General features: G+C 61.1%; 14 protein-coding genes. 8 read left to right on the top strand and 6 right to left on the bottom strand.

Going from position 1 to position 19124, the window contains the following annotated elements; genetic code table 11:
• Positions 1 to 564, bottom strand: a complete 564-nt coding sequence (locus LL253_RS13985) for a DUF3617 domain-containing protein (RefSeq protein ID WP_228227575.1) — start codon at positions 562 to 564, stop codon at positions 1 to 3.
• Positions 565 to 616: 52 nt separating this feature from the next.
• Between LL253_RS13985 and uvrB the strand changes: the two genes are divergently transcribed.
• A complete protein-coding gene (uvrB, locus tag LL253_RS13980) occupies positions 617 to 2800 on the top strand; it encodes an excinuclease ABC subunit UvrB (protein WP_228221606.1) in 2184 nt (727 codons plus the stop codon).
• Positions 2801 to 3076: 276 nt separating this feature from the next.
• Entirely contained in the window at positions 3077 to 3289 is a 213-nt protein-coding gene (locus tag LL253_RS13975; protein ID WP_228227574.1) for a hypothetical protein, read from the top strand.
• Positions 3290 to 3642: 353 nt separating this feature from the next.
• Here the strand turns inward: LL253_RS13975 and LL253_RS13970 are convergent, their stop codons facing one another.
• Positions 3643 to 4827, bottom strand: a complete 1185-nt coding sequence (locus LL253_RS13970) for a PepSY-associated TM helix domain-containing protein (protein WP_228227573.1) — start codon at positions 4825 to 4827, stop codon at positions 3643 to 3645.
• Positions 4828 to 4829: 2 nt separating this feature from the next.
• Complete coding sequence (locus tag LL253_RS13965; protein ID WP_228227572.1) at positions 4830 to 6845, bottom strand: TonB-dependent siderophore receptor; 2016 nt, start codon at positions 6843 to 6845, stop codon at positions 4830 to 4832.
• 376 nt (positions 6846 to 7221) lie between these two features.
• Between LL253_RS13965 and LL253_RS13960 the strand changes: the two genes are divergently transcribed.
• Both LL253_RS13960 and LL253_RS13955 read left to right on the top strand, forming a co-directional pair.
• Positions 7222 to 8931 (top strand): thiamine pyrophosphate-dependent enzyme, encoded by a 1710-nt coding sequence (locus LL253_RS13960; RefSeq protein ID WP_228227602.1) that lies wholly within the window; start codon positions 7222 to 7224, stop codon positions 8929 to 8931.
• Entirely contained in the window at positions 8928 to 10568 is a 1641-nt protein-coding gene (locus tag LL253_RS13955) for an FMN-binding glutamate synthase family protein (protein WP_228227571.1), read from the top strand. Before LL253_RS13960 ends, LL253_RS13955 begins: the two co-directional genes overlap by 4 nt.
• A gap of 495 nt (positions 10569 to 11063) precedes the next feature.
• Here the strand turns inward: LL253_RS13955 and LL253_RS13945 are convergent, their stop codons facing one another.
• Positions 11064 to 12128, bottom strand: coding sequence for a tyrosine-protein phosphatase (locus tag LL253_RS13945; RefSeq protein ID WP_228227570.1), 1065 nt, complete (start codon positions 12126 to 12128; stop codon positions 11064 to 11066).
• A 14-nt stretch (positions 12129 to 12142) separates the two neighbouring features.
• Positions 12143 to 14587: a TonB-dependent receptor gene (locus LL253_RS13940; protein WP_228227569.1), complete on the bottom strand. Its 2445-nt coding sequence runs from the start codon at positions 14585 to 14587 to the stop codon at positions 12143 to 12145.
• A 289-nt stretch (positions 14588 to 14876) separates the two neighbouring features.
• Between LL253_RS13940 and LL253_RS13935 the strand changes: the two genes are divergently transcribed.
• From LL253_RS13935 to LL253_RS13920, 4 genes are all read left to right on the top strand, one after another.
• Entirely contained in the window at positions 14877 to 16070 is a 1194-nt protein-coding gene (locus LL253_RS13935; RefSeq protein WP_228227568.1) for a TetR/AcrR family transcriptional regulator, read from the top strand.
• Between the two features lie 108 nt (positions 16071 to 16178).
• The gene (locus tag LL253_RS13930) at positions 16179 to 17474 is read left to right on the top strand and encodes an MFS transporter (RefSeq protein ID WP_228227567.1); all 1296 of its coding nucleotides are present in this window, start codon (positions 16179 to 16181) and stop codon (positions 17472 to 17474) included.
• Between the two features lie 180 nt (positions 17475 to 17654).
• Positions 17655 to 17849, top strand: coding sequence for a hypothetical protein (locus LL253_RS13925; protein WP_009820421.1), 195 nt, complete (start codon positions 17655 to 17657; stop codon positions 17847 to 17849).
• A complete protein-coding gene (locus LL253_RS13920) occupies positions 17849 to 18187 on the top strand; it encodes a hypothetical protein (RefSeq protein ID WP_266101014.1) in 339 nt (112 codons plus the stop codon). Before LL253_RS13925 ends, LL253_RS13920 begins: the two co-directional genes overlap by 1 nt.
• On the opposite strand, the gene LL253_RS13915 is transcribed toward LL253_RS13920, so the two are convergent.
• Complete coding sequence (locus LL253_RS13915) at positions 18158 to 19036, bottom strand: LysR family transcriptional regulator (RefSeq protein WP_228227566.1); 879 nt, start codon at positions 19034 to 19036, stop codon at positions 18158 to 18160. The two genes, LL253_RS13920 and LL253_RS13915, sit on opposite strands and share 30 nt — an antisense overlap.
• Positions 19037 to 19124 lie beyond the last annotated feature (88 nt).

The raw sequence follows: 19124 nt of genomic DNA, 5'->3' as shown, positions 1-19124 counted from the left end.
TCATTCCGCCTGCGTGCATTTCGGGCTGATCCACTTGCCCTCGGAACGCGCTGTCATTGCCATGGTCTGGCCTTCGGGGCCGCCCTCCATCTTCATGTCCATGTCCATCGCATAGCTGTCGGGCGCGTAGCTGCCCGACATGGCGGCGTTCATGGTGCCGCCCTCCGCCTTGCAGGAGACGCGGCCCTTCACCTTGCCGCCCGTGGCAGAAAAATCGGCGAAGCGGCAATTCTTGTCTTCCTGCCCCGAGAACATCTCCGCACCGGGATTGGCGGCCTCTTCGGGGGTCACGCAATAGGTGAGGGATGTCTGGCTCATCATCCGCTTCATCTGCTCTTCCATCGTTGCCGGCGCACCGGGCATGCCGGACAGGTCGATGTCCTGGATGGTAAAGCGCCCCTGCCACTGGCCGGGTTTCAACTGCACCTTGTCCACGGCTTCTTTCACCTGCGCCTTGCTCATGGCGTCGGTCGCGGCAATGTCACCGGCCTTTTCGCCTGGCTGGTCCCCGCACGCCGCTAGCGTCATGGTCAAGCCCAGCATCGTCAAAAACGCTCCGCGCATCGTCCGATCTCCCTGTTGCACCCCTTATGTTCCGGTACCATATCAAGGCGCGATGACAATTCAAATCCGCACCGACCTGTCCGAGCCGGAAACCGGCCAGAGCTTCGTCCCGCATCGTCCGGCGCGCCCGGAAAAGAGCGAGGGCGGGCGGCCGTTCACGCTGGTAAGCGACTATGAACCCTCCGGCGACCAACCGACCGCGATCGCCGAACTGGTGGCGGCGGCCAGGCAAGGCGAAAAGGACCAGGTGCTGCTCGGCGTCACCGGCTCGGGCAAGACCTTCACCATGGCCAAGACGATCGAGGCGTTGCAGCGCCCCGCGCTCATCCTTGCGCCCAACAAGATTTTGGCGGCCCAGCTCTATGGCGAGTTCAAGAGCTTCTTTCCCGACAATGCGGTCGAATATTTCGTCAGCTATTATGATTATTACCAGCCCGAAGCCTATGTGCCGCGGTCCGACACCTATATCGAGAAGGAGTCGAGCGTAAACGAGAGCATCGACCGGATGCGCCATTCGGCCACCCGCGCGCTGCTGGAACGCGACGACGTCATCATCGTGGCGTCGGTGTCCTGCCTTTATGGCATCGGATCGGTCGAAACCTATTCGGCCATGACCTTTTCGATGAAGAAGGGCGGGGTGGAGGATCAGCGCGAGATCATCCGCAAGCTGGTCGCGCTCCAGTATAAGCGTAACGATGCAGGCTTTGCCCGCGGCAACTTCCGCGTGAAGGGCGACAATCTGGAAGTCTTCCCCTCACACTATGAGGACACGGCCTGGCGCGTCAGCTTCTTCGGCAACGAGATTGAGGATATCGTCGAATTCGATCCGCTCACTGGCAAGAAGATCGCCAGCCTCGATTATGTGAAAGTGTTCCCCAACAGTCACCATGTCACCCCCGGCCCGACGCTGAAGCAGGCCATGGAAGCGATCCGGTTCGAATTGGCCGAGCGGCTGAAGGAATTGGTCGCCGAGGGCAAGCTGCTGGAGGCGCAGCGGCTCGAGCAGCGCACCAATTTCGATCTGGAGATGATTGCGGCGACAGGAAGCTGCGCGGGGATCGAGAATTATTCCCGCTTCCTGACTGGCCGCCTGCCTGGCGAACCGCCGCCGACTTTGTTCGAATATCTGCCCGAAAATGCCGTGCTGTTCGTGGACGAAAGCCACCAGACCGTGCCGCAGATCGGTGCGATGGCGCGGGGCGATCACCGGCGCAAGATCACGCTCGCCGAATATGGGTTTCGCCTGCCTAGCTGCATCGACAACCGCCCGCTGCGCTTCAACGAATGGGACGCGATGCGGCCACAGACGGTCAGCGTGTCCGCCACCCCCGGGCCATGGGAGATGGAGCAGACCGGCGGCGTGTTTTCCGAACAGGTGATCCGCCCCACCGGCCTCATCGACCCGCCGGTCGAGATCAAGCCGGTCGAGGATCAGGTCGATGACCTGATCAATGAATGCCGCAAGGTCGCGGCGCAGGGCTATCGCACGCTCGTGACTACTCTCACCAAGCGGATGGCCGAGGACTTGACCGAGTTCATGCATGAAGCCGGGATCAAGGTCCGCTACATGCACAGCGACGTCGAGACGCTGGAGCGCATTGAACTGATCCGCGATCTGAGGCTGGGCGTCTACGACGTTCTCATCGGCATCAACCTGCTGCGCGAGGGGCTGGACATCCCTGAATGTGGGCTGGTCGCAATCCTCGACGCGGACAAGGAGGGTTTCCTGCGCTCCGAAACCTCGCTCATTCAGACGATTGGCCGCGCGGCGCGCAATGTGGAGGGCCGCGTGATCCTCTATGCCGACCGCATCACAGGGTCGATGGAACGCGCGCTCAACGAAACGTCGCGACGGCGCGAGAAGCAGCAGGCCTATAATCTGGAGCATGGCATCACGCCGACCACGATCAAGCGGCAGATTGGGGACATCATCGCCCATGTGGCATCCAAGGATCAGGTCACGGTCGACACCGGATTGGACGACCGCCCGCATATGGTCGGCCACAATCTGCGCGCCTATATCGAGGACCTGGAAAAGAAGATGCGCGCCGCCGCCGCCGATCTGGAGTTCGAGGAGGCCGGCCGCATTCGCGATGAAATCCGCAAGCTGGAAGCGGAGGAACTTGGCTTGCCCGCAGACGAGCAGGTTGCCGCTCCGCGCGGCCGCGCGACGGAGGGCAAACCGGGAACGCGGAAGCTGCGATATGGGAAGACACAGCGGAAATTCGGGCGCTAGGGCTACCGGACCAATCCAAGAGTTTCCGCCCAGGGCAAGTGAAGTCGATCCAAATCAATGTCGCGAGTTGACAAAAGATGGATCGAAAAGATTTCCCAATGGTCGAACCCGCCAAATTTTTTAAACGCCTGCTGCTAGGCCAGCGGTCGTGGCCCGGTTCAAGTTTTTCCAGCTCCATGAGGTCGATCTCGATTCCCTGTCTGACACGGACTGGACTTGTAACGGTTTCGTGCCGGTCACTTGCGAGTTTAAGGCTCGTTCAAGGAGACCGACGAGGTGATCCAGCATGGTGAAGAGTTTAAGCGGGGGCATCATTGGCCGGTGGAGTTGATGTGCCGTGTCTTGCACGTCAGCGAACGCGGCTATTGGTCCTGGCGTTCGCGCCTGATCAGCCATCGGGAGCGGACTGACATGAAGGTGCTGGCCTGTATCCCCGAGCATTATAGCCAGGGCCTTGGCAGCGCAGTTCATCCTGAGCGGCCGCCCTGAGGGCAGTCGAAGGGCGGCATCAGCCCGCTCGCCTTCGAAGCCAAGGCGGCATAATGAGATAAATGACCGGCGCGAAACCGTTACACGTCCACAGGTTATGGAAGCGAGTTCGAATCCCTTCAACTCACCATTATTAAAACCCGCGGGATCGAACTGATAGCCTCACCCCTTCAGCGACGCGTCTTCTCGTCGGGCTTCTCGGTGATAGGCTAATGACCGATTGCGGTGTGAGCAGACATTCGAGGCTCAGCTGCGGAAGGGCGAGGATCGGCCGCGAGCTTCCGAAAAGCGGACGGACCGCAGCTGGGCATCAGAATTGCAAGGCCAAACGGCAATAATGGGGCGAACTTCCTTCAACTCGCACCCCCAATTGCCCCCGGCGTCAGGATTAGGGTGAGGAGAATGAGGGCAATGCCAATATATCCCCAGGCGCCCATGCCCCGCCACGCGATCTTCAGGCTGCCGACGTCGGATCGGGCCGATCGGGCCAGCCGCATTGCGTAGATCATCGTACCGGTGATAGCCATCGCGGTCAGCAATGTGCCGAAGAGGAACCAGATGATTTTCGTCCACAGGCCACCGAAGGTGCCGAAATGCAGTGGATCGGCCATTTCGGAAATGCGCTGATGTATGTTCAAGGTGCGTCCGTCCAGCCGCGCCACAACCTGCGACGTCGCCGGATCGACGACCACCGCATTGGCACGATCACGCACTAGCCAGGCGGATGACTGGCCCAGGAAGATCACACCATTGTCGGGCGTGAAGCGGATTTCCCGAATGTCGAGCGCAGGATCGGCTCTGCGCGCTATGGCAACTAGCCGGTCCAGCGCGACCCCGGTCGGCATGGGACCCGCCTCGACGTCCGGCACTTTGGGTATCTTGGCGTTCCCGCCCAATGTCTCCACCAGATACCATAGGCCCGTGACCGCGATCAGCGCCACGAACCACAAGCTCCACAGCCCGATCAGGCGATGCAGGTCACCGGTCATTCGCCGCCCATCCCCGCCGCGCGGCATTCGGAAGAAGCCGCGCCACCATTTCTTGTAGGTGACGATGCCCGATGCCAGTGATGCGGCGAGCAGCAGGGCGAGCGAACAGACGATCGGTATGCCGATCTTCGTCGGCAGCATCAGGTGCCGATGGGCCTGTCGCAGGAAGCGATGGACACTGGCCCAGCCATGCCGGCCTGTAACCTTTGCTGTCCAGGGGTCGACATAGACACGATCGGGTGCGCCCTTGCCGCGACTGACCCAGGCCTCGACCGCGAACCAGGGGTCGATCGGTGCATAGAGCGTCTGGAGCCGGGCGTCCGGTGCGGCGCGGGCGGCGGCCTGCGCCCACGCCCCCCATGACGCGATGGGTTCCGACCGGGGCGACGCCCGCATCGGGGGCGTCACCAGCCAGTCGATTTCATGCGCGAATACGGCGAAGGTGCCCGTCGCCAGGATGAAGGTCAGGAAGATCGAGAGTTTGAGGCCAATCCAGCTATGCACCACCCACCAGAGGGACCGGCCCTTTTTCACACGCACCTGATCCATGGTCAGAATTGAAAGCGCAGTTCGGCTAGGAATGTCCGCGGCTCGCCCGGAAAATGCCCGCTCCGCGCCGAAAAGCCCGATGCGGCATACACCTTGTCGAACATATTATCGACGCGCAGCATCAGTTCGGCAAAGCCAAGGCCCTTGGTGACCGATGCGTCGAAGATCGTATAGGGTTTGACGGTCTGCCCCGACAGGCTGATGCGCTTCGACACATGTTCGCCGCCGACCGCAAAGGCGGAGTCGATCGCCGGCACCTGATAGCGGGTCCAGAAGCCGACCTTATGCTTGGGCGCATTGGCGAAGCGATTGCCAACGGCGTTGGTGATCGCCTGACCCGCGATCGTGCCGGTGATCTTCGTGTCATTATAACCATAATTGACCAGCGCGACCCAATTGGCGGTGATGTCGGTCGACAGGTCGATCTCAAACCCCTTGCTCGTCACCTCGCCGATCGGGCGTAGCTGGTCCTGCCCGTTGACGGGCGGCAGGCTGGTATCGGCCTGGAGGATATTCTTGCGCACGATGCGGTAGGCGGCCAGATTGGCTTGGAGCCTGCCGTCGAACAGGTCTGTCTTAATGCCGCCTTCGAACTGGTCGCCGGTGACAGGCGCGAAGGGACCCCCGACATCGCCATTTTGGCTGGCGGCGGTCTGAGGCTCGAAACTTTGCGACCAGCTCAGATAGAGGGAGACATCCTTGCGCGGCTTGTAGATCGCGCCGGTGCGGAAAGTGATGTCGCCATCCTCATAAGAGCCGGCGTTGATAACGGCATCCTCGAACTTGTCGTAGCGCACCCCACCGACCAGCATGAAGGCATCGGTCAGGCTGATCTGGTCCTGCAGATAAGCGCCCTGACGCTTCGTCCGCGTATCGGTCACGGTGAAGGGTAGCTTAGCAGCCCGCGCCACGTCGCGCGCGCTGTTGGTATAGATGGGATTGCTGAGGCTTAGCGACGTTACGTCGTCTCGCAGGATGCGCGAATTCAGCACGCTCGTTTCGTCATACCAGTCCGCGCCGGTCTGGAATTTATGCTCCATGCCGAACAGGTTGACTCGCGCCGTCAGATTTGCGGAAAAGGACAGGCCGTCGACATCACGGATCTGGTCGCGAAATTCGCGCGCGACAAGGTCGGTGCTGCCTGCGACCAACCCACGCGGTTCATGATATTGCTGCGTCTCGGTCGCCTTGAAATAGCGGGCTCCCGCGTCGAATGTGATCCGCTCTCCGATGGCGGTTGCATAGCGCACCTGATAGGCCTGTGACTTGAGGTGCAGAAAGTCGGTGGGTTCGTTGGCATTCCAGCGAATGTCGGTCAGGAAATTGCCGTTATCGTCGGTCAATATGCCGCGCAGTCGATTTGCCTGAAGATCATTGTCGTAGACCGTCGCCTGGAGCGTCAGCTTGCCGCCCTCGTTTGTCTTAATGGCAAGGCCGCCGTCACCGATCAGCGACACATTCTTCGTGTTGCGTCGATAGGGGTTCATCGCCTCGTAAAAGCCGCCGACGCGGTAGGTGACGATCCCGTCCTTGTCGATCGGGCCGGTCGCTTCGGCGGATATGCCGCGACGATCATAATTGCCCGCCGTGGCCACCAGGCGCATGGCGCTGGTGTCACTAGGCACCTTCGACACATAGTTGATGATGCCGCCGGGCGAGCCGGGGCCGAAGAAAAGCCCGGCCGGCCCCTTCAGCACCTCCACCCGTTCGATATTGAAAAGCTGAGGCACCGAAAAGCCGATGAACGGATTGCCGCGCATTCCGTCGTAGAAGGACTGATCCTGGCGAAATCCACGGAAGGTGACACCGGCATAGCTGAAGAAGCTGACACCGGAAATATTGCGATAGATATCGGTCGCGTTGCGTGCGCCCTGATCGGCAAAGAGGTCCTTGTTAATGACCTGTAACGCCTGCGGAATGTCGAGCGGATCTTCGGCACTTTTGCCGACAGTCGTGACTTCGGTGCGGTAGAGACGCTGGGCACGGCCTGTCACGATGATCTGATCGCTATCGGCCATGGCGGCATCCGGTGCCGACGCGGGAACTTCCTGTGCGCAAACCATCGACGTGCAGAAGGAAGCTGACGCAAACAGCGCCGTGCGGAACATGAACAAAACAGCCCCCGTATCATTTGTCGCTAATGATAGTGACTCGCGATAAAAGGTTTGAATGGTTAGTGCAAGCCGCCAAATTTTATTCTCCCTGTTCCGTAATTGGGAGAGACAGACACAGCGCCAAGCTGGCGGTCCATTAAGGAGCAGACCTTCCGTACTTGGGACCGTCCCTTGGGAGGCTGAGCGTCGTCCAAGCGTCGAACATAAGGTATTTGCAACGGAACATACGCGCCATTCGCTGCTTTCCCCAGCATCTTGAGATGCAATCGGGGATCAGATGATGAGCACAATAGCGCAGGTAATCGTGCAAACGCTGGCGGCCGCAGGTGCTCGGCGTTGCTATGGCATTCCTGGCGACACCCTCAATCATGTGACCGATGCGATCCGCGACAGCGATATCCGCTGGGTGCATATGCGCCATGAGGAAGCCGGCGGCTTTGCTGCTGGCGCCGACGCGCTGTTGACTGGCGAACTCGCCCTGTGTGCCGGATCGTGCGGACCGGGCAGCCTTCACTTCATCAACGGTCTGTTCGAATCCCATCGCAACCGCGCGCCCGTCGTCCTCATCGCCAGCCAGATCGTCCGCGACGAACTCGGCTTCGATTTTCCGCAGGAGGTTGATTTCCAGCAAATCTACCGGGCATGCAGCGTCTTCTGCGAGGAGATCAGGACACCCGCCCAGGCCCGACGCAAGACCGCCATGGCCGCGCAGGCTGCATTGGCGAAAAAGGGCGTCGCCGTACTCATCGTGCCGGCCGACATAGCCAGCGCCAAGGCCCCCGACGAACCGCCCTTCGCGGTCCACCTGGCCGAGCCCGTCATCCGTCCGACCGATATCGATCTGGACCGTATCGCCGCCCGATTGAACGAGGGGAAGAAGATCGCCATCTATGGCGGATCGGGCTGCGAAGGCGCGCATGACCAGCTTGTCGCCCTTGCCTCCGCCCTCCAGGCCCCGGTCGCCCATACATCGCGCGCCAAGGATTTCCTCGAATATGACAATGACTTCAATGTCGGGATGACGGGCATATTCGGCGGCGAATCCGGCTATCACGCGCTGATGACGTGCGACACGCTGCTGCTGCTGGGTTGCGATTTTGCCTGGCGGCAATATTATCCGGACAAGGCGACCATCATCCAGGTTGATATAGACGGCACCCATCTGGGGCGGCGTCATCCCGTCGATATCGGTGTCGTCGGCGACGTCGCGGCCACCTTGGACGCCCTGATGCCACGGATCGCGCCACGCAGCGACCGCGCGTTCCTGGACGAATGTCTGGCCCACCGGGTCCGCACGCTGGAGGTGGAGGCCAAACATGCGACCATCGGCAAGGGCGGCGCGATCCATCCCCAATATCTGACCGAACTGATTTCCAGGCACGCCCCGGATGACAGCATCTACACCGCGGACGGAGGATCACCGATGGTATGGTGCCTGCGCCACGTTGCCGCCACGGGGAAGAACCGCACCGTCATCAGCCTCAGCCATGGCACCATGGCCAATGCCATGCCCCAGGCGCTGGGTGCCAAGGCCGCCTTTCCCGACAGGACGGTGATATCCCTGTCGGGCGACGGCGGCATCGCCATGATGCTGGGCGATCTGCTGACGGCGGTTCAGGAACAGTTGCCGATCAAGGTCGCGATATTCAACAACAGCGCGCTCGATTTCGTCGAAATCGAACAGAAGGTCGAAGGGTTGCTGGAAGCCTATACCGACCTCGTCAATCCCGATTTCGCCCGCGTGGCCGAGGCTATGGGGTTCTGGGGGCGGCGCGTCGAGCAGGCCGAACATCTGGAAGACGCCGTCAAGGACTGGCTCGCCGCGCCCGGCCCCGCGCTTCTCGATGTCGTGACGGATCGTTTCGAACTGGTCATGCCGCCCAAGGTGGAGGCGGGCCAAGTGGCGGGCATGGCGCTCTATTCGGCCAAGGCGGTGCTGAACGGACGGGGCCGCGACGTGGTCGGAATGGTCCGGAACCTTCTGTCGTGAGCGGCAAACCCAGTCTGGTCGTAGCGCTGACCCGCGACCATGCCCTGTCCCGCAACCTGTTGCTGGTGATCGGGCTGCTGGGCACGCTGGGCGCGCTGGCGGTCGGATGGCGTCATTCCCGCGCGCTCTGGTTGCTGCTTCTCTTCGCGCCGATGCTTGTCTTGGCGCTGATTGATTTGACCCAGCCCCATCACAGCCTGCGCCGAAACTATCCCGCGTCCGCCCGCTTTCGCTGGTTCTTTGAATGGCTGCGTCCTTTTGCCCGGGCCTATATCGTCGAAAGCGACCTGGACGGTCGCCCCTACAGCCATGACGAACGGGCGCTGGTCTATGCCCGGGCAAAGGGGGACGGAGACGCCCATCCATTCGGCACGGAGCTCGACGTCTATTCCGACGAATATGAATGGCTCGCCCATTCGATTGCGCCGTCAGCCGATGCGCCGAAGGAAACCCGCGTCCATGTCGGCACCGATCAGTGCAGCCGCCCCTATCAGGCCGCACGCCTCAACATCTCGGCGATGAGCTTTGGCGCACTTGGCGCCCACGCGATCGAGGCGCTCAATCTGGGGGCAAAGATCGGTAAGTTTTATCATGACACTGGCGAAGGCGGGCTGTCGCCCTATCATCTCAAACATGGCGGCGACATCGTTTGGGAAATAGGGTCGGGCTATTTCGGCTGTCGCGACCGACAGGGCCGGTTTGATCCTCGCCATTTCGCCGAACGCGCCGCCCATGACTCGGTCAAGATGACGGAAATCAAGCTGAGCCAGGGGGCTAAGCCCGGTCATGGCGGCTTACTCCCGGGGGCGAAGGTCACCCCGGAAATCGCTGCCACCCGCGACGTGCCCACGGGCGAGGATTGCCTGTCTCCGCCCGGCCATAGCGCCTTTTCGACCCCCATTCAGCTGGTCGAATTTGCCGGCAGGATGCGCGAGCTGTCTGGCGGAAAGCCGGTTGGTATCAAATTATGCGTGGGCTACCCCCATGAACTGTTCGCGGTCGTCAAGGCTATGATCGAAACTGGCATCCTTATCGACTATATCGTGATCGACGGCGCAGAAGGCGGCACGGGGGCGGCGCCTACGGAATTGTCGGATCGCGTCGGCATGCCCCTGCGCGAGGGGCTAATGCTGGCGCGCAATGCGCTGGTTGGCAGTCATCTCAAGGGCAAGATCAGGCTGGCCGCATCGGGCAAGGTCAGTTCGGGCGCGGGTATCGCCATGAATGCGGCCCTTGGCGCGGACTGGTGCAATGCGGCGCGTGCCTTCATGTTCTCGCTCGGTTGCGTCCAGTCGATGCGCTGCCATACCGACACCTGCCCGACCGGCATTGCAACCCAGTCTCCCGCACGCCAGAGAGCTCTGGTCATCCCGGAAAAGGCCGAGCGCGTAGCCCGGTTCCAGCGATCCACCTTGTCAGCCCTGCACGACATGGTAGTCGCCTGCGGCCTCAACTCGCCAGACGAGTTTACGCCCGATAGCCTGCGTCAGCGGATCAGCGCAGTGGAGATGCGCTCAATGGACGAGCTTTATTCCTTCGTCGAGCCCGGCGAACTGCTCGATGGGGCGCGCGATGCCCGCCTCGCGCGCTGGTGGGCGCAGGCAGATCCGGAATCGTTTAAAAGGCGCATCACATGATCACTCGGCTCGCTTGTGAATGAGCAACCGGCTTTGGGAACCTGCTGCGTTCGCGTGCTCGATGCGTGTCGGCAGATCAGGATCGCCCAACAGACGCCATAGGTGGCATAAGGAATCTATTGGCCTGAAGGTCGATCAGATGCGTCGGACGAAGGATTTGGAGCTAGAGAATGCGCAGCCGAGGAAACTCGTGGCGGATCTGGCGCTGGACCAGGCGATCCTGAAAGGGGCGTCGAAGCTGCCTTCTTGAGTCCCTCCATATAATCGGACCATTCATCGCCGGCAGTCTAAAGGCGAAGCAACCGTAACCAATGCGACTCTCGAACTGATTGTGCAGCTACAACAGGGTCTTGATGCGTTGGTCGAGCATCTCGTTCCATGCGCGGATGAAGCCGAAGGTTCATCCTGGTTCATGGCAAATAAAGACGATCGGCCGTGACTATATCTGCGTCACGGCCGACCGGCGATCCTTTTTGGAAAGGCTATTTTGTCACGTTAGTCGAGCATGACCGCCCGCAATTTCGCGATGTCAACGTTGGTCAGGCCCAGCGCCTTTTTCATATAGCCTTCCGACCCGCCATATTCACTGTCGATATGCGTGAAAAACTGGGCCAGATGCGATGCGCCGGTGGGGGTGTAAAGTGGTTCGGCAACAGCGCGCTTTTTTTCGTCCGCGCTAAAATAATATTTCAGGATCGGATTGTTGGGATAATCTGCTGGATTGACCTTGGGCATTTCATATTGCGGCCGCCGCAGTGCGGTCGACATATGATAATCCTTGAGGATCGTCTCGCGATCGACGCCCAGCATATCGTAGAGGATGGCTGTCGCCATACCTGTGCGATCCTGCCCCGCCGAGCAATGATACAATACCGCGCCTTCATTCGCCTCGATCCGGCGATAGAGCGAACGAAGTTGTGGAACAAGCATCCGCTCCATGCCCTTGTAGGTGTTTTCGCCATTACCCTTGCCATAGGCTGCCATCAGGGGCTTGAGCGAATAGTCGTTGGCGATGAACAGGGCGCCGGTGCGATCGTCGATCTGGTCGGGCGCGACTTCGCGTTCTTCCAACGATCGCAGATCGACCACCGATCCTATGCCGAGTTGCCCAACCAAGGCATAATCGGCCTCCGTGAACAGTGGCATCGCGCCGGAGCGATAGACTTTGCCCCACCGTACGCTGCGGCCGTCTTTCGTCACATAGCCGCCAATGTCGCGGAAATTGCTGCCCTGTTCGATCGGCAGGACGCGTTCGCCCGCGACCGCGACGTTGCCAGCCTTGTCTTTCAGCAGGACATAGCGGCGTTCGGCGGCGGTAATGGGCAGCGTGACGGCGTCGCCCTTCGCCGCTGCGTTCATGAGCGCGCCATCGACCTTCTTGTCGTCCGCGTCGATCTGGTCATCCTTGCTGATCCAGATGCCGACCGGGATGATGTCGCCCCGGTTCAACGTGACGCTCTGCGCGTCGATGCGGGTCAGGCTGGCCACTTCCTTTGCCATTGCCGGGCTGGCCGAAGACAGCGCGATAAGGGCGAGGCTGATGATGAGGGTTGTGCGCATGGTGGGATCTCCCGTCAGAAGCCGAAGCGGACGCCGAACAGATAGCGCGACCCGATCTGCTCGACCTCGGTCGGCGTGGCAGGCGTGCCCTGATAGGCGATATATTTTTCGTTGGTCAGGTTGGCGAGGTCGGCGAAGAGCGTCAGATTTTCGGTCAATTCGTAACGGAGTGACACGTCGAGATTCTCATAGCCCTGACGATATTCGCCGCTGCCCATGCCGCCCAGAGTGTCGAGCCAGTGCGACCGCCATTGATAGCTGACGCGTGCCGAAATGCCGTATTTCTCGTAGAAGAGCGAGGCGTTGGCGATTGTCTTCGACATGCCTTGGAAAGCGATGCCCTTTTCTGTCGGGGTATCGAAGCTGCCGTCCAACAGGGTTACATTGCCCTGAAAGCCGAAGCCGTCCAGCGCGCCGGGCAGGAAGTCGAACTGCTTGAGCAGGTTGAACTCTACGCCGTAAAGCTTGCCGCTTTCGCCATTATAGGTGCCACTGAGCAAATAGCCCGACCGGTCGATACCACCGAAATTATAGAAGTCCGTGCCGACAGGCGCCTGGTTCTGATAGAGCACATTGTCGACCCAGCGGTGGAAGCCAGCAACCGAAATCATGCCGTTGCCGGGCAGATAATATTCGATGCTGGCGTCCGCGCCCCAGGTATATTCCGGACGAAGGGCGGGATTGCCGCCGCTGATCGTGCCGGGACTGTTGGTATCGTTGATAGATGCGCCGACACGGATTGCGCCATAGGCCGGGCGTGAAATGCTGCGCTGACCCGCCAGACGCAGGACCAGATTGTCGGTCGCGGCATATTTCAGATTCAGGCTGGGGAAAAAGTCGGTCTTCGTGTCGTCATAGGTTAGCGGCGTGGCGACGCCCTCGGCGACGACCGTGCCCTTGTTGTTCATGCTGTAGCGTTCGATGCGCACGCCACCCACGGCGGTCAGCGCGCCGCTTTCGACCTTACCCATAATATAGCCGGCCAGCGTCTTTTCGCGCTGGGCGTAGCGGTCACTCGCAGGGGTATCGAGCGCGGGATTATAAAGGCCTGCCGCTTCCATCCGGGCCAACAGGCTGTCGATGTCGCGGCGCATGGCGACATTGTCGACATAGTTGAGCGTTACACCAAGCGGAAAGCCGGTGTCCCAGGCCGTGTTCGTAACATAGCTGTTGATGTCAAACGGTTGACCCACGCTGGCGCCCAACGCGCCAATATATGCGAGGTTGGCGGTCGAGAAGAGAGTACCGTCAATCGTGCGATCGGCATAGAGGCTGCCAGCCGACACCGTGATATCACCCATTTCCTTGGCGATGTCGAACTTCGCCGTATAGCTGTCGGACACAGTCCTCTGCCGCGCGGCGATCATGTAGGCACCGCTGCTCGACAGGCTCGCCTGATTAAAAGGACCCTCGACACTGACGATCGGGAAATTAGGATCGCTATTGTCATAGCTGAGCGACAGATTATTCTCCCCGCTGGTAGACGCCTGCACCAACGGCAGGTAACTGGTATTTTCTGTACGGGTATAGTTGAACTTGAAAGATGCGGTCAGACCGTCATCCGTTTCATAGTCGCCGCCCACGGTGCCGATATAGTTGCGATTGCGATATTCACCGAAATTGAAGCTGCCGCGCAGCGGTACACCGGTCAACGTGCCGCTATCCTGCGTGCGAATACCGCCTGTTGCGCGATCCAGTCGGAATTCATACTGGTTGCGCTGTTCATTGTCGTTGAATTCACTGAAGATCGCCTTGGCATAAATGCGCTGGCCATCCGCTGGACTATACTCCACACCGCCAAACAGGCCGTTGTTCCAGCGCTCGATTTTATACTGGCGCACGTCGAATTCGGTTGGACCGTTCGCGTCGTAGGCGCCGACTTCGCGATTGTCAGTCAACTGTTTGCGGCGATAATGGGATCCGCCCAGCACGACGCCGAAATTGTCGTTGGACCAGGACAGGCGCAGCGACCCCTGACGCTGTTCGCCGCCGCCCAGATCCATCATGCCGTAGCCGGCATCGCCTGAAACGTGCAGCCCCTTGCGATCCATCGGGGAATAAGTCCGCAGATCGATAGTGGCAACGACCGCGTCAGCCTGCAGATCGCTGGTCAGTGACTTGTTGATGACCATTTGCGACAGCAGCACAGCGGGAATGGCATCGAAGCGGAAGGCGCGGGTGTCGCCGCCTTCATCGACACCGACCATCGGGATGCCATCGATACTGACACTGGTCCAGCGATTGGGTGCGCCGCGGACTTGAATATATCTTTCCTGGCCCTGATCGCGCTGAACGGCGACGGCGGGCAGACGAGACAGGGCAGCAGCGGCGTTCTGGTCAGGGAAGCGGCCGACGGAGTCGGATGCGGCAATGTCGGTCAGGTTGACCGCGTCGCGCTTCAGCCCGATTGATTCCTGCTGTGCGGACAGGATGGCGCCGGTGACGACGATTTCGCCCATATCGTCTTCCGCGGCAGGCGCAGGGGCGGGTGGTTGTTCGGCGGCAAAAACGGGCTGAGTTAAGGCTAAAACACCGCAGATGGCGGTCGTTCGCAAAAGCAAGGTGCCAGACAAGATCATGGTGCAGTCCCCCAAGTGGTTCGCCGGCCGACTAGAACGGTTGTATGTAACTTGTGTGACGCTTGTTCACTCGGACGCAACATATGTATGGCGCAGATTGCGGGTCGCTCGTTTGCGATAGGCTTGCTATGAGGGGCGGCCATATCCTTCAGATCAGAGCCGGTTCCCAATGATTGAAACGACAGCTAAATCGTCTGATATCAGGCTAATAGATGCTGTTATTGATATATGGGAAACGGGCGGGGCTGATGCCGTTTCCGCGCGGCAGCTGTCCGCTAACGCGGATGTACCCGCGTCTTCCATATACCATCATTTTGGATCTCTGGAACAGTTGTCGGTATTGGCGCAGGAACGGGCGCAGCGTGATGCACGGCTATGGGGACAGGATCGTCTGGTACAGATGGACGGCCTCTCGACCGATCCGCGGGCTTTTCCTGGTTTTTTTGCAGGGCTGGTTGACGATTGGGTGCATGATCAGCGCGGCGTGGCCTTTGCTTGGCGCGAAGGTCAGCTGCTTCGCACAAAAAGCCCGGCTGGGGCGCAGGTGCGGGCTGGCTGGCGCACGCTGTGGAGGGATTTTTGGGAGCAGGCCTGCGATCGGTTCGGTCTGAGCCATGGCGTAGACATGGTCGACCATCTGTTCGAGAACGAGGCGTTCCTGCATATGCTTAAGTGGCGCCGGGCGGTAGATCGCGCGGGGCTCGACGAATTGGCACAGGGTATCGGCGCATGGCTGATGGGGGAGGCGATGCCCGCGTCGCCCTGGCGCGATTTTGCGCGCAATCTGGCAATGGCGCAGGCCCCCGAACCTCCGGACCATGACCCCACGACCGCGCGGATTGCGGAGGCCGCGGCCGCGCTGGTCGAGGAAGCCGGGCCATCGGGGGTGACCCATCGCGCCGTAGCTGAACGGGCGGAACTGACGCTGGGCGTCGTGTCTCACAAACTACGAACCAAGTCGGAGCTGCTACAGGCCGGATATGAGGGCATTTATGTCGAGGCTGCCTCGCGCGTGCGCGCGCGCGCATCGGCTGCGGCAGCCGATGCGGCGGCGGCGCTGGACGGCATTGCCGATTTTCTCACTGTATCGCGAGGCGGACGGGGTGTTGATGCACTGCATCTGGCGGTCGCACGCGATGCTGCGCTACGCCCGTTCGGCCTGCAACTCCGCTATCTGCGCGGCGCTACATCGCGCTCTCTGCTCAGCCTGCTTCGCCCCGACCATCCTAAACCGGGTCATTTGGAAGCGGCCATATTGTCGGGTTTCCTGGCGGCGGTGACGCGCCTTCATGCCGACAGCGACGCCGATCATGCGCGCACGAAGATCAGGGCGGATATCGTCCGGATGATAGCGATACGCTGAAATATTCGCGCAGTGGGCGGTCATAAGCCTGTCACGCGCGCGGCGTAACGGCCCGCCATGTCGATCGGCCTTTCCTTGCAGGCGAAGTCCACATCCTTTGCACCGGGCGTGCGTATAGGACGCCTGGAACTGGCGGCCTTCACTTTGCCGGTGCTGCTGTTCCAGGCGATCGAACTGACCTGGCGTGCTTATCTGCCCCGCTTTCTCAATCAGGATGTGGGCATTGCGCTGGGCGCTGTCGGGGCATTGCTGCTGGGCGCGAGATTGCTCGACGCCATGGCCGATCCGCTGCTGGGATGGATCAGCGATACGGTCCGCACCCCCTTTGGCCGACGCAGGCCCTGGATGGTCTTTGGCGCCACCTTGGTGCCCTTCGGTGCGTTGCTGCTGTTTCTGGCGCCGACTGACGCTTCCATGACGATGATCGTGGCGGCCAGCCTGTTGCTGCACATCGGCTACAGCTTCATCATCACGCCGCATGGCGGCTGGGGACTCGAACTGTCCGACGATCGGCATCAGCGGACCCGGATCATGGGGGCGAAGGTCTGGTTCGCGGTGGTCGGATCACTTGGCCTGCTGGCATTCCTTGCCCTGCTGGAACGCGGCTTTGCAGTCCCGTTGCGGCTTGAAATGGCGCTGTTGGGCTGGGCGATTGCGGTCCTTGCGCCATTGACGGTACTGGTCGTGATCCTGCGTTTCCCCGAACGGCCTGCACCTGACGGGGCGGGACAGGCGGGTGGACCGATGATGCTGATCCGGGCGATGCTGACCAATGGCGATATGCGCCGGATACTGCTGCTGTATATCGTGACCGGCGCGGCCGATGCGGCGGCCGCCTCCATCTTTCTGTTTCTGGCGGAGGATGGGCTGGGGCTGAAGGGGTGGAGCGCGACATTGCTCATGATCCAGCCGGTCATGGCGTTGCTCACCCTGCCTTTGTGGAGCCGGTTGAGCGTCCGGATCGGGCGCAAGCGGGTATTGATGATCGCTTATGCGACGCAGGCTCTGGCCGCGCCGCTGCTGTTCCTCGTTCCTGCCGGGCAGCCGGTCCTGTTCGGTGCTTTTCTTGTGCTGCGGGCGCTGGGCTGGGGCGTAGACTATATGCTGTTGCGCGCGATGATCGCCGACGTTGCCGATGAGGGTGATAGGGGCGCCAGCCGCTTTTCCGCCAGCTATTATGGCGTGAGCAGCATCACCCTGAAAATCGCAATGGGGCTGGGCGGCGCGGGCGGCCTGTGGCTGATCGACCTGGCCGGGCGGGCAATATGGCCCGGCGGCGGCGACCTCATTCTGCGCATGGCTTTCGCCGCGCCGGCGATGCTGGCGGCGCTGATCGCGCTTCCCTTGCTGAACGGAGGACGGCAGATGGTCCCGCATGCGGGCACTTTACAAGCCGACGCTTGACCAAACCTGCATTTCGACGATCGCGGACGCGCTCGGAATCGTGGCGGCGGATGTCACGGTTAAATTAGGCGCCTCCGACCTTCCGCCATCGATTTGCGCGGGGGCGCGTGGACGACGGCCTCGGCAGGTTCTGCCATCCATCTTGCATGCAAATGGATCTAGGCGCGCTTTGGCGGTGCCTTGCCGAAATCGCTCGAGGCAGCTGGCGCCACCGTTATCGAGAAATATACCGAGTTCAACCCGCCGCATGGGGCGACCGAGATGGCGGACCTCCACCACGGCGCACTGATGACCGGAGGCAGCATCGCGACGCAGCCGATGCCTGACCCGCCACAAGCCGGATCATCAACCAGCAGACCCGCCGCAGCCAGCTGATGGGTGGCATGATTTGGGGTATCGCCTCGGCGTTGCACGAGGTGATGGAAATCGACGAACATAATGGCGGGGCGGTGAACGACAATCTCGCCGAATATGTCCTGGCGGTGCAGGCCGACATCCCTGACGTTGATATCATCGTGCTGCCGGAACGCGACGAGCAGGTGAACGCGCTAGGCATCAAGGGTGTGGGCAAGCTCGGCAATGTTGGTACTGCCGCCGTGTTTGCCACGGCCGCTTCGTCCAAGAGCAGTCACCCGCAAGCGCTGAGCAAGCGCTTGAGCCAACTCGATATGTTGCGGATGGCGTCAGCCTGCCAGCCTTTTAGCGATAGCTAGGGACTGTCGGATAAGGGGCATCCGCTTCCGCTCTGTACGCACCGCCAGATAGCCTTTCACTTCGATCAGCGAGGAGTGCGTGTCGAGCGGCAGCACGCGGATGCGGCTGTCGGGCGGGCATTCTTTTTCGAACATCAGGCTCATGCCGATGCCCTGCGCCACGCCTTCGCGGATCATCTCGCGTGTGTGCAGTTCCATCGTCTGGCCCGGCGCAATCTCCGCGTCGGCGAGCAGGCGGTTCATGGCGGCCAGAGTGCGAGACGTTGCCTCGCGCACCAATATGACCTCCTGCGCCAGACGCGCGATCGGAAACCGCTTCGCGCCATCGTCGGGCCACGACGCCGGCATGATCGCGACCAGCCTATCCTCATAAAGCGGGGTGTAAGTATAGTCTTTCTCAATCGGTGGTTCGCAGATGATGCCGATGTCGACCTGGGCCTTCAGCAGCAGTTCGTTGGTCTGCATGGCGTTGGCGATCGTCACGCGAAACTGCGCGTTGGGCACCTCGGCCTTGAACGCCGCCATGAATTCGGCAGCGTAGGGCGGCGAGTCCGTGCCGAGGCGCAGCAACGCGCCGCTGTCGATGTCATCCTCCCCCAGCAGCGCGCCGATCTCGTCGGCGATACCGAACAGATTTTCGGCCTTTTCATATAGCGCGCGCCCGGCGCTGGTCAGGGTCAGCGGCGGACGGGCTCCTTCGATCAGCTTGACCTTGTAGCGGTCCTCCAGAGCCTTCAACTGCTTGGACAGGGTCGGCTGCGAGATGTTGAGCCGCCGTGCCGCCTTGCTGACGCTGCGTTCGCTCGCCACCGCGTAGAAGGATCGCAGGTGCAGGAAATTGACGCTCACTTCATGCCTTTCAGGCCCGACCGCCGGCCGTCTATGGTCGCCATGCCTCAGATGCATTGGCTCTGACCGAGGCGCTGCCGCAAAAAGC

This window comes from Sphingobium soli (genome assembly GCF_020782245.1).
GTDB classification, from domain to species: domain Bacteria; phylum Pseudomonadota; class Alphaproteobacteria; order Sphingomonadales; family Sphingomonadaceae; genus Sphingobium; species Sphingobium soli.
The sequence above is the reverse complement of the archived record's forward strand: the minus strand, read 5'-3'. Positions and strand labels throughout refer to the sequence as shown.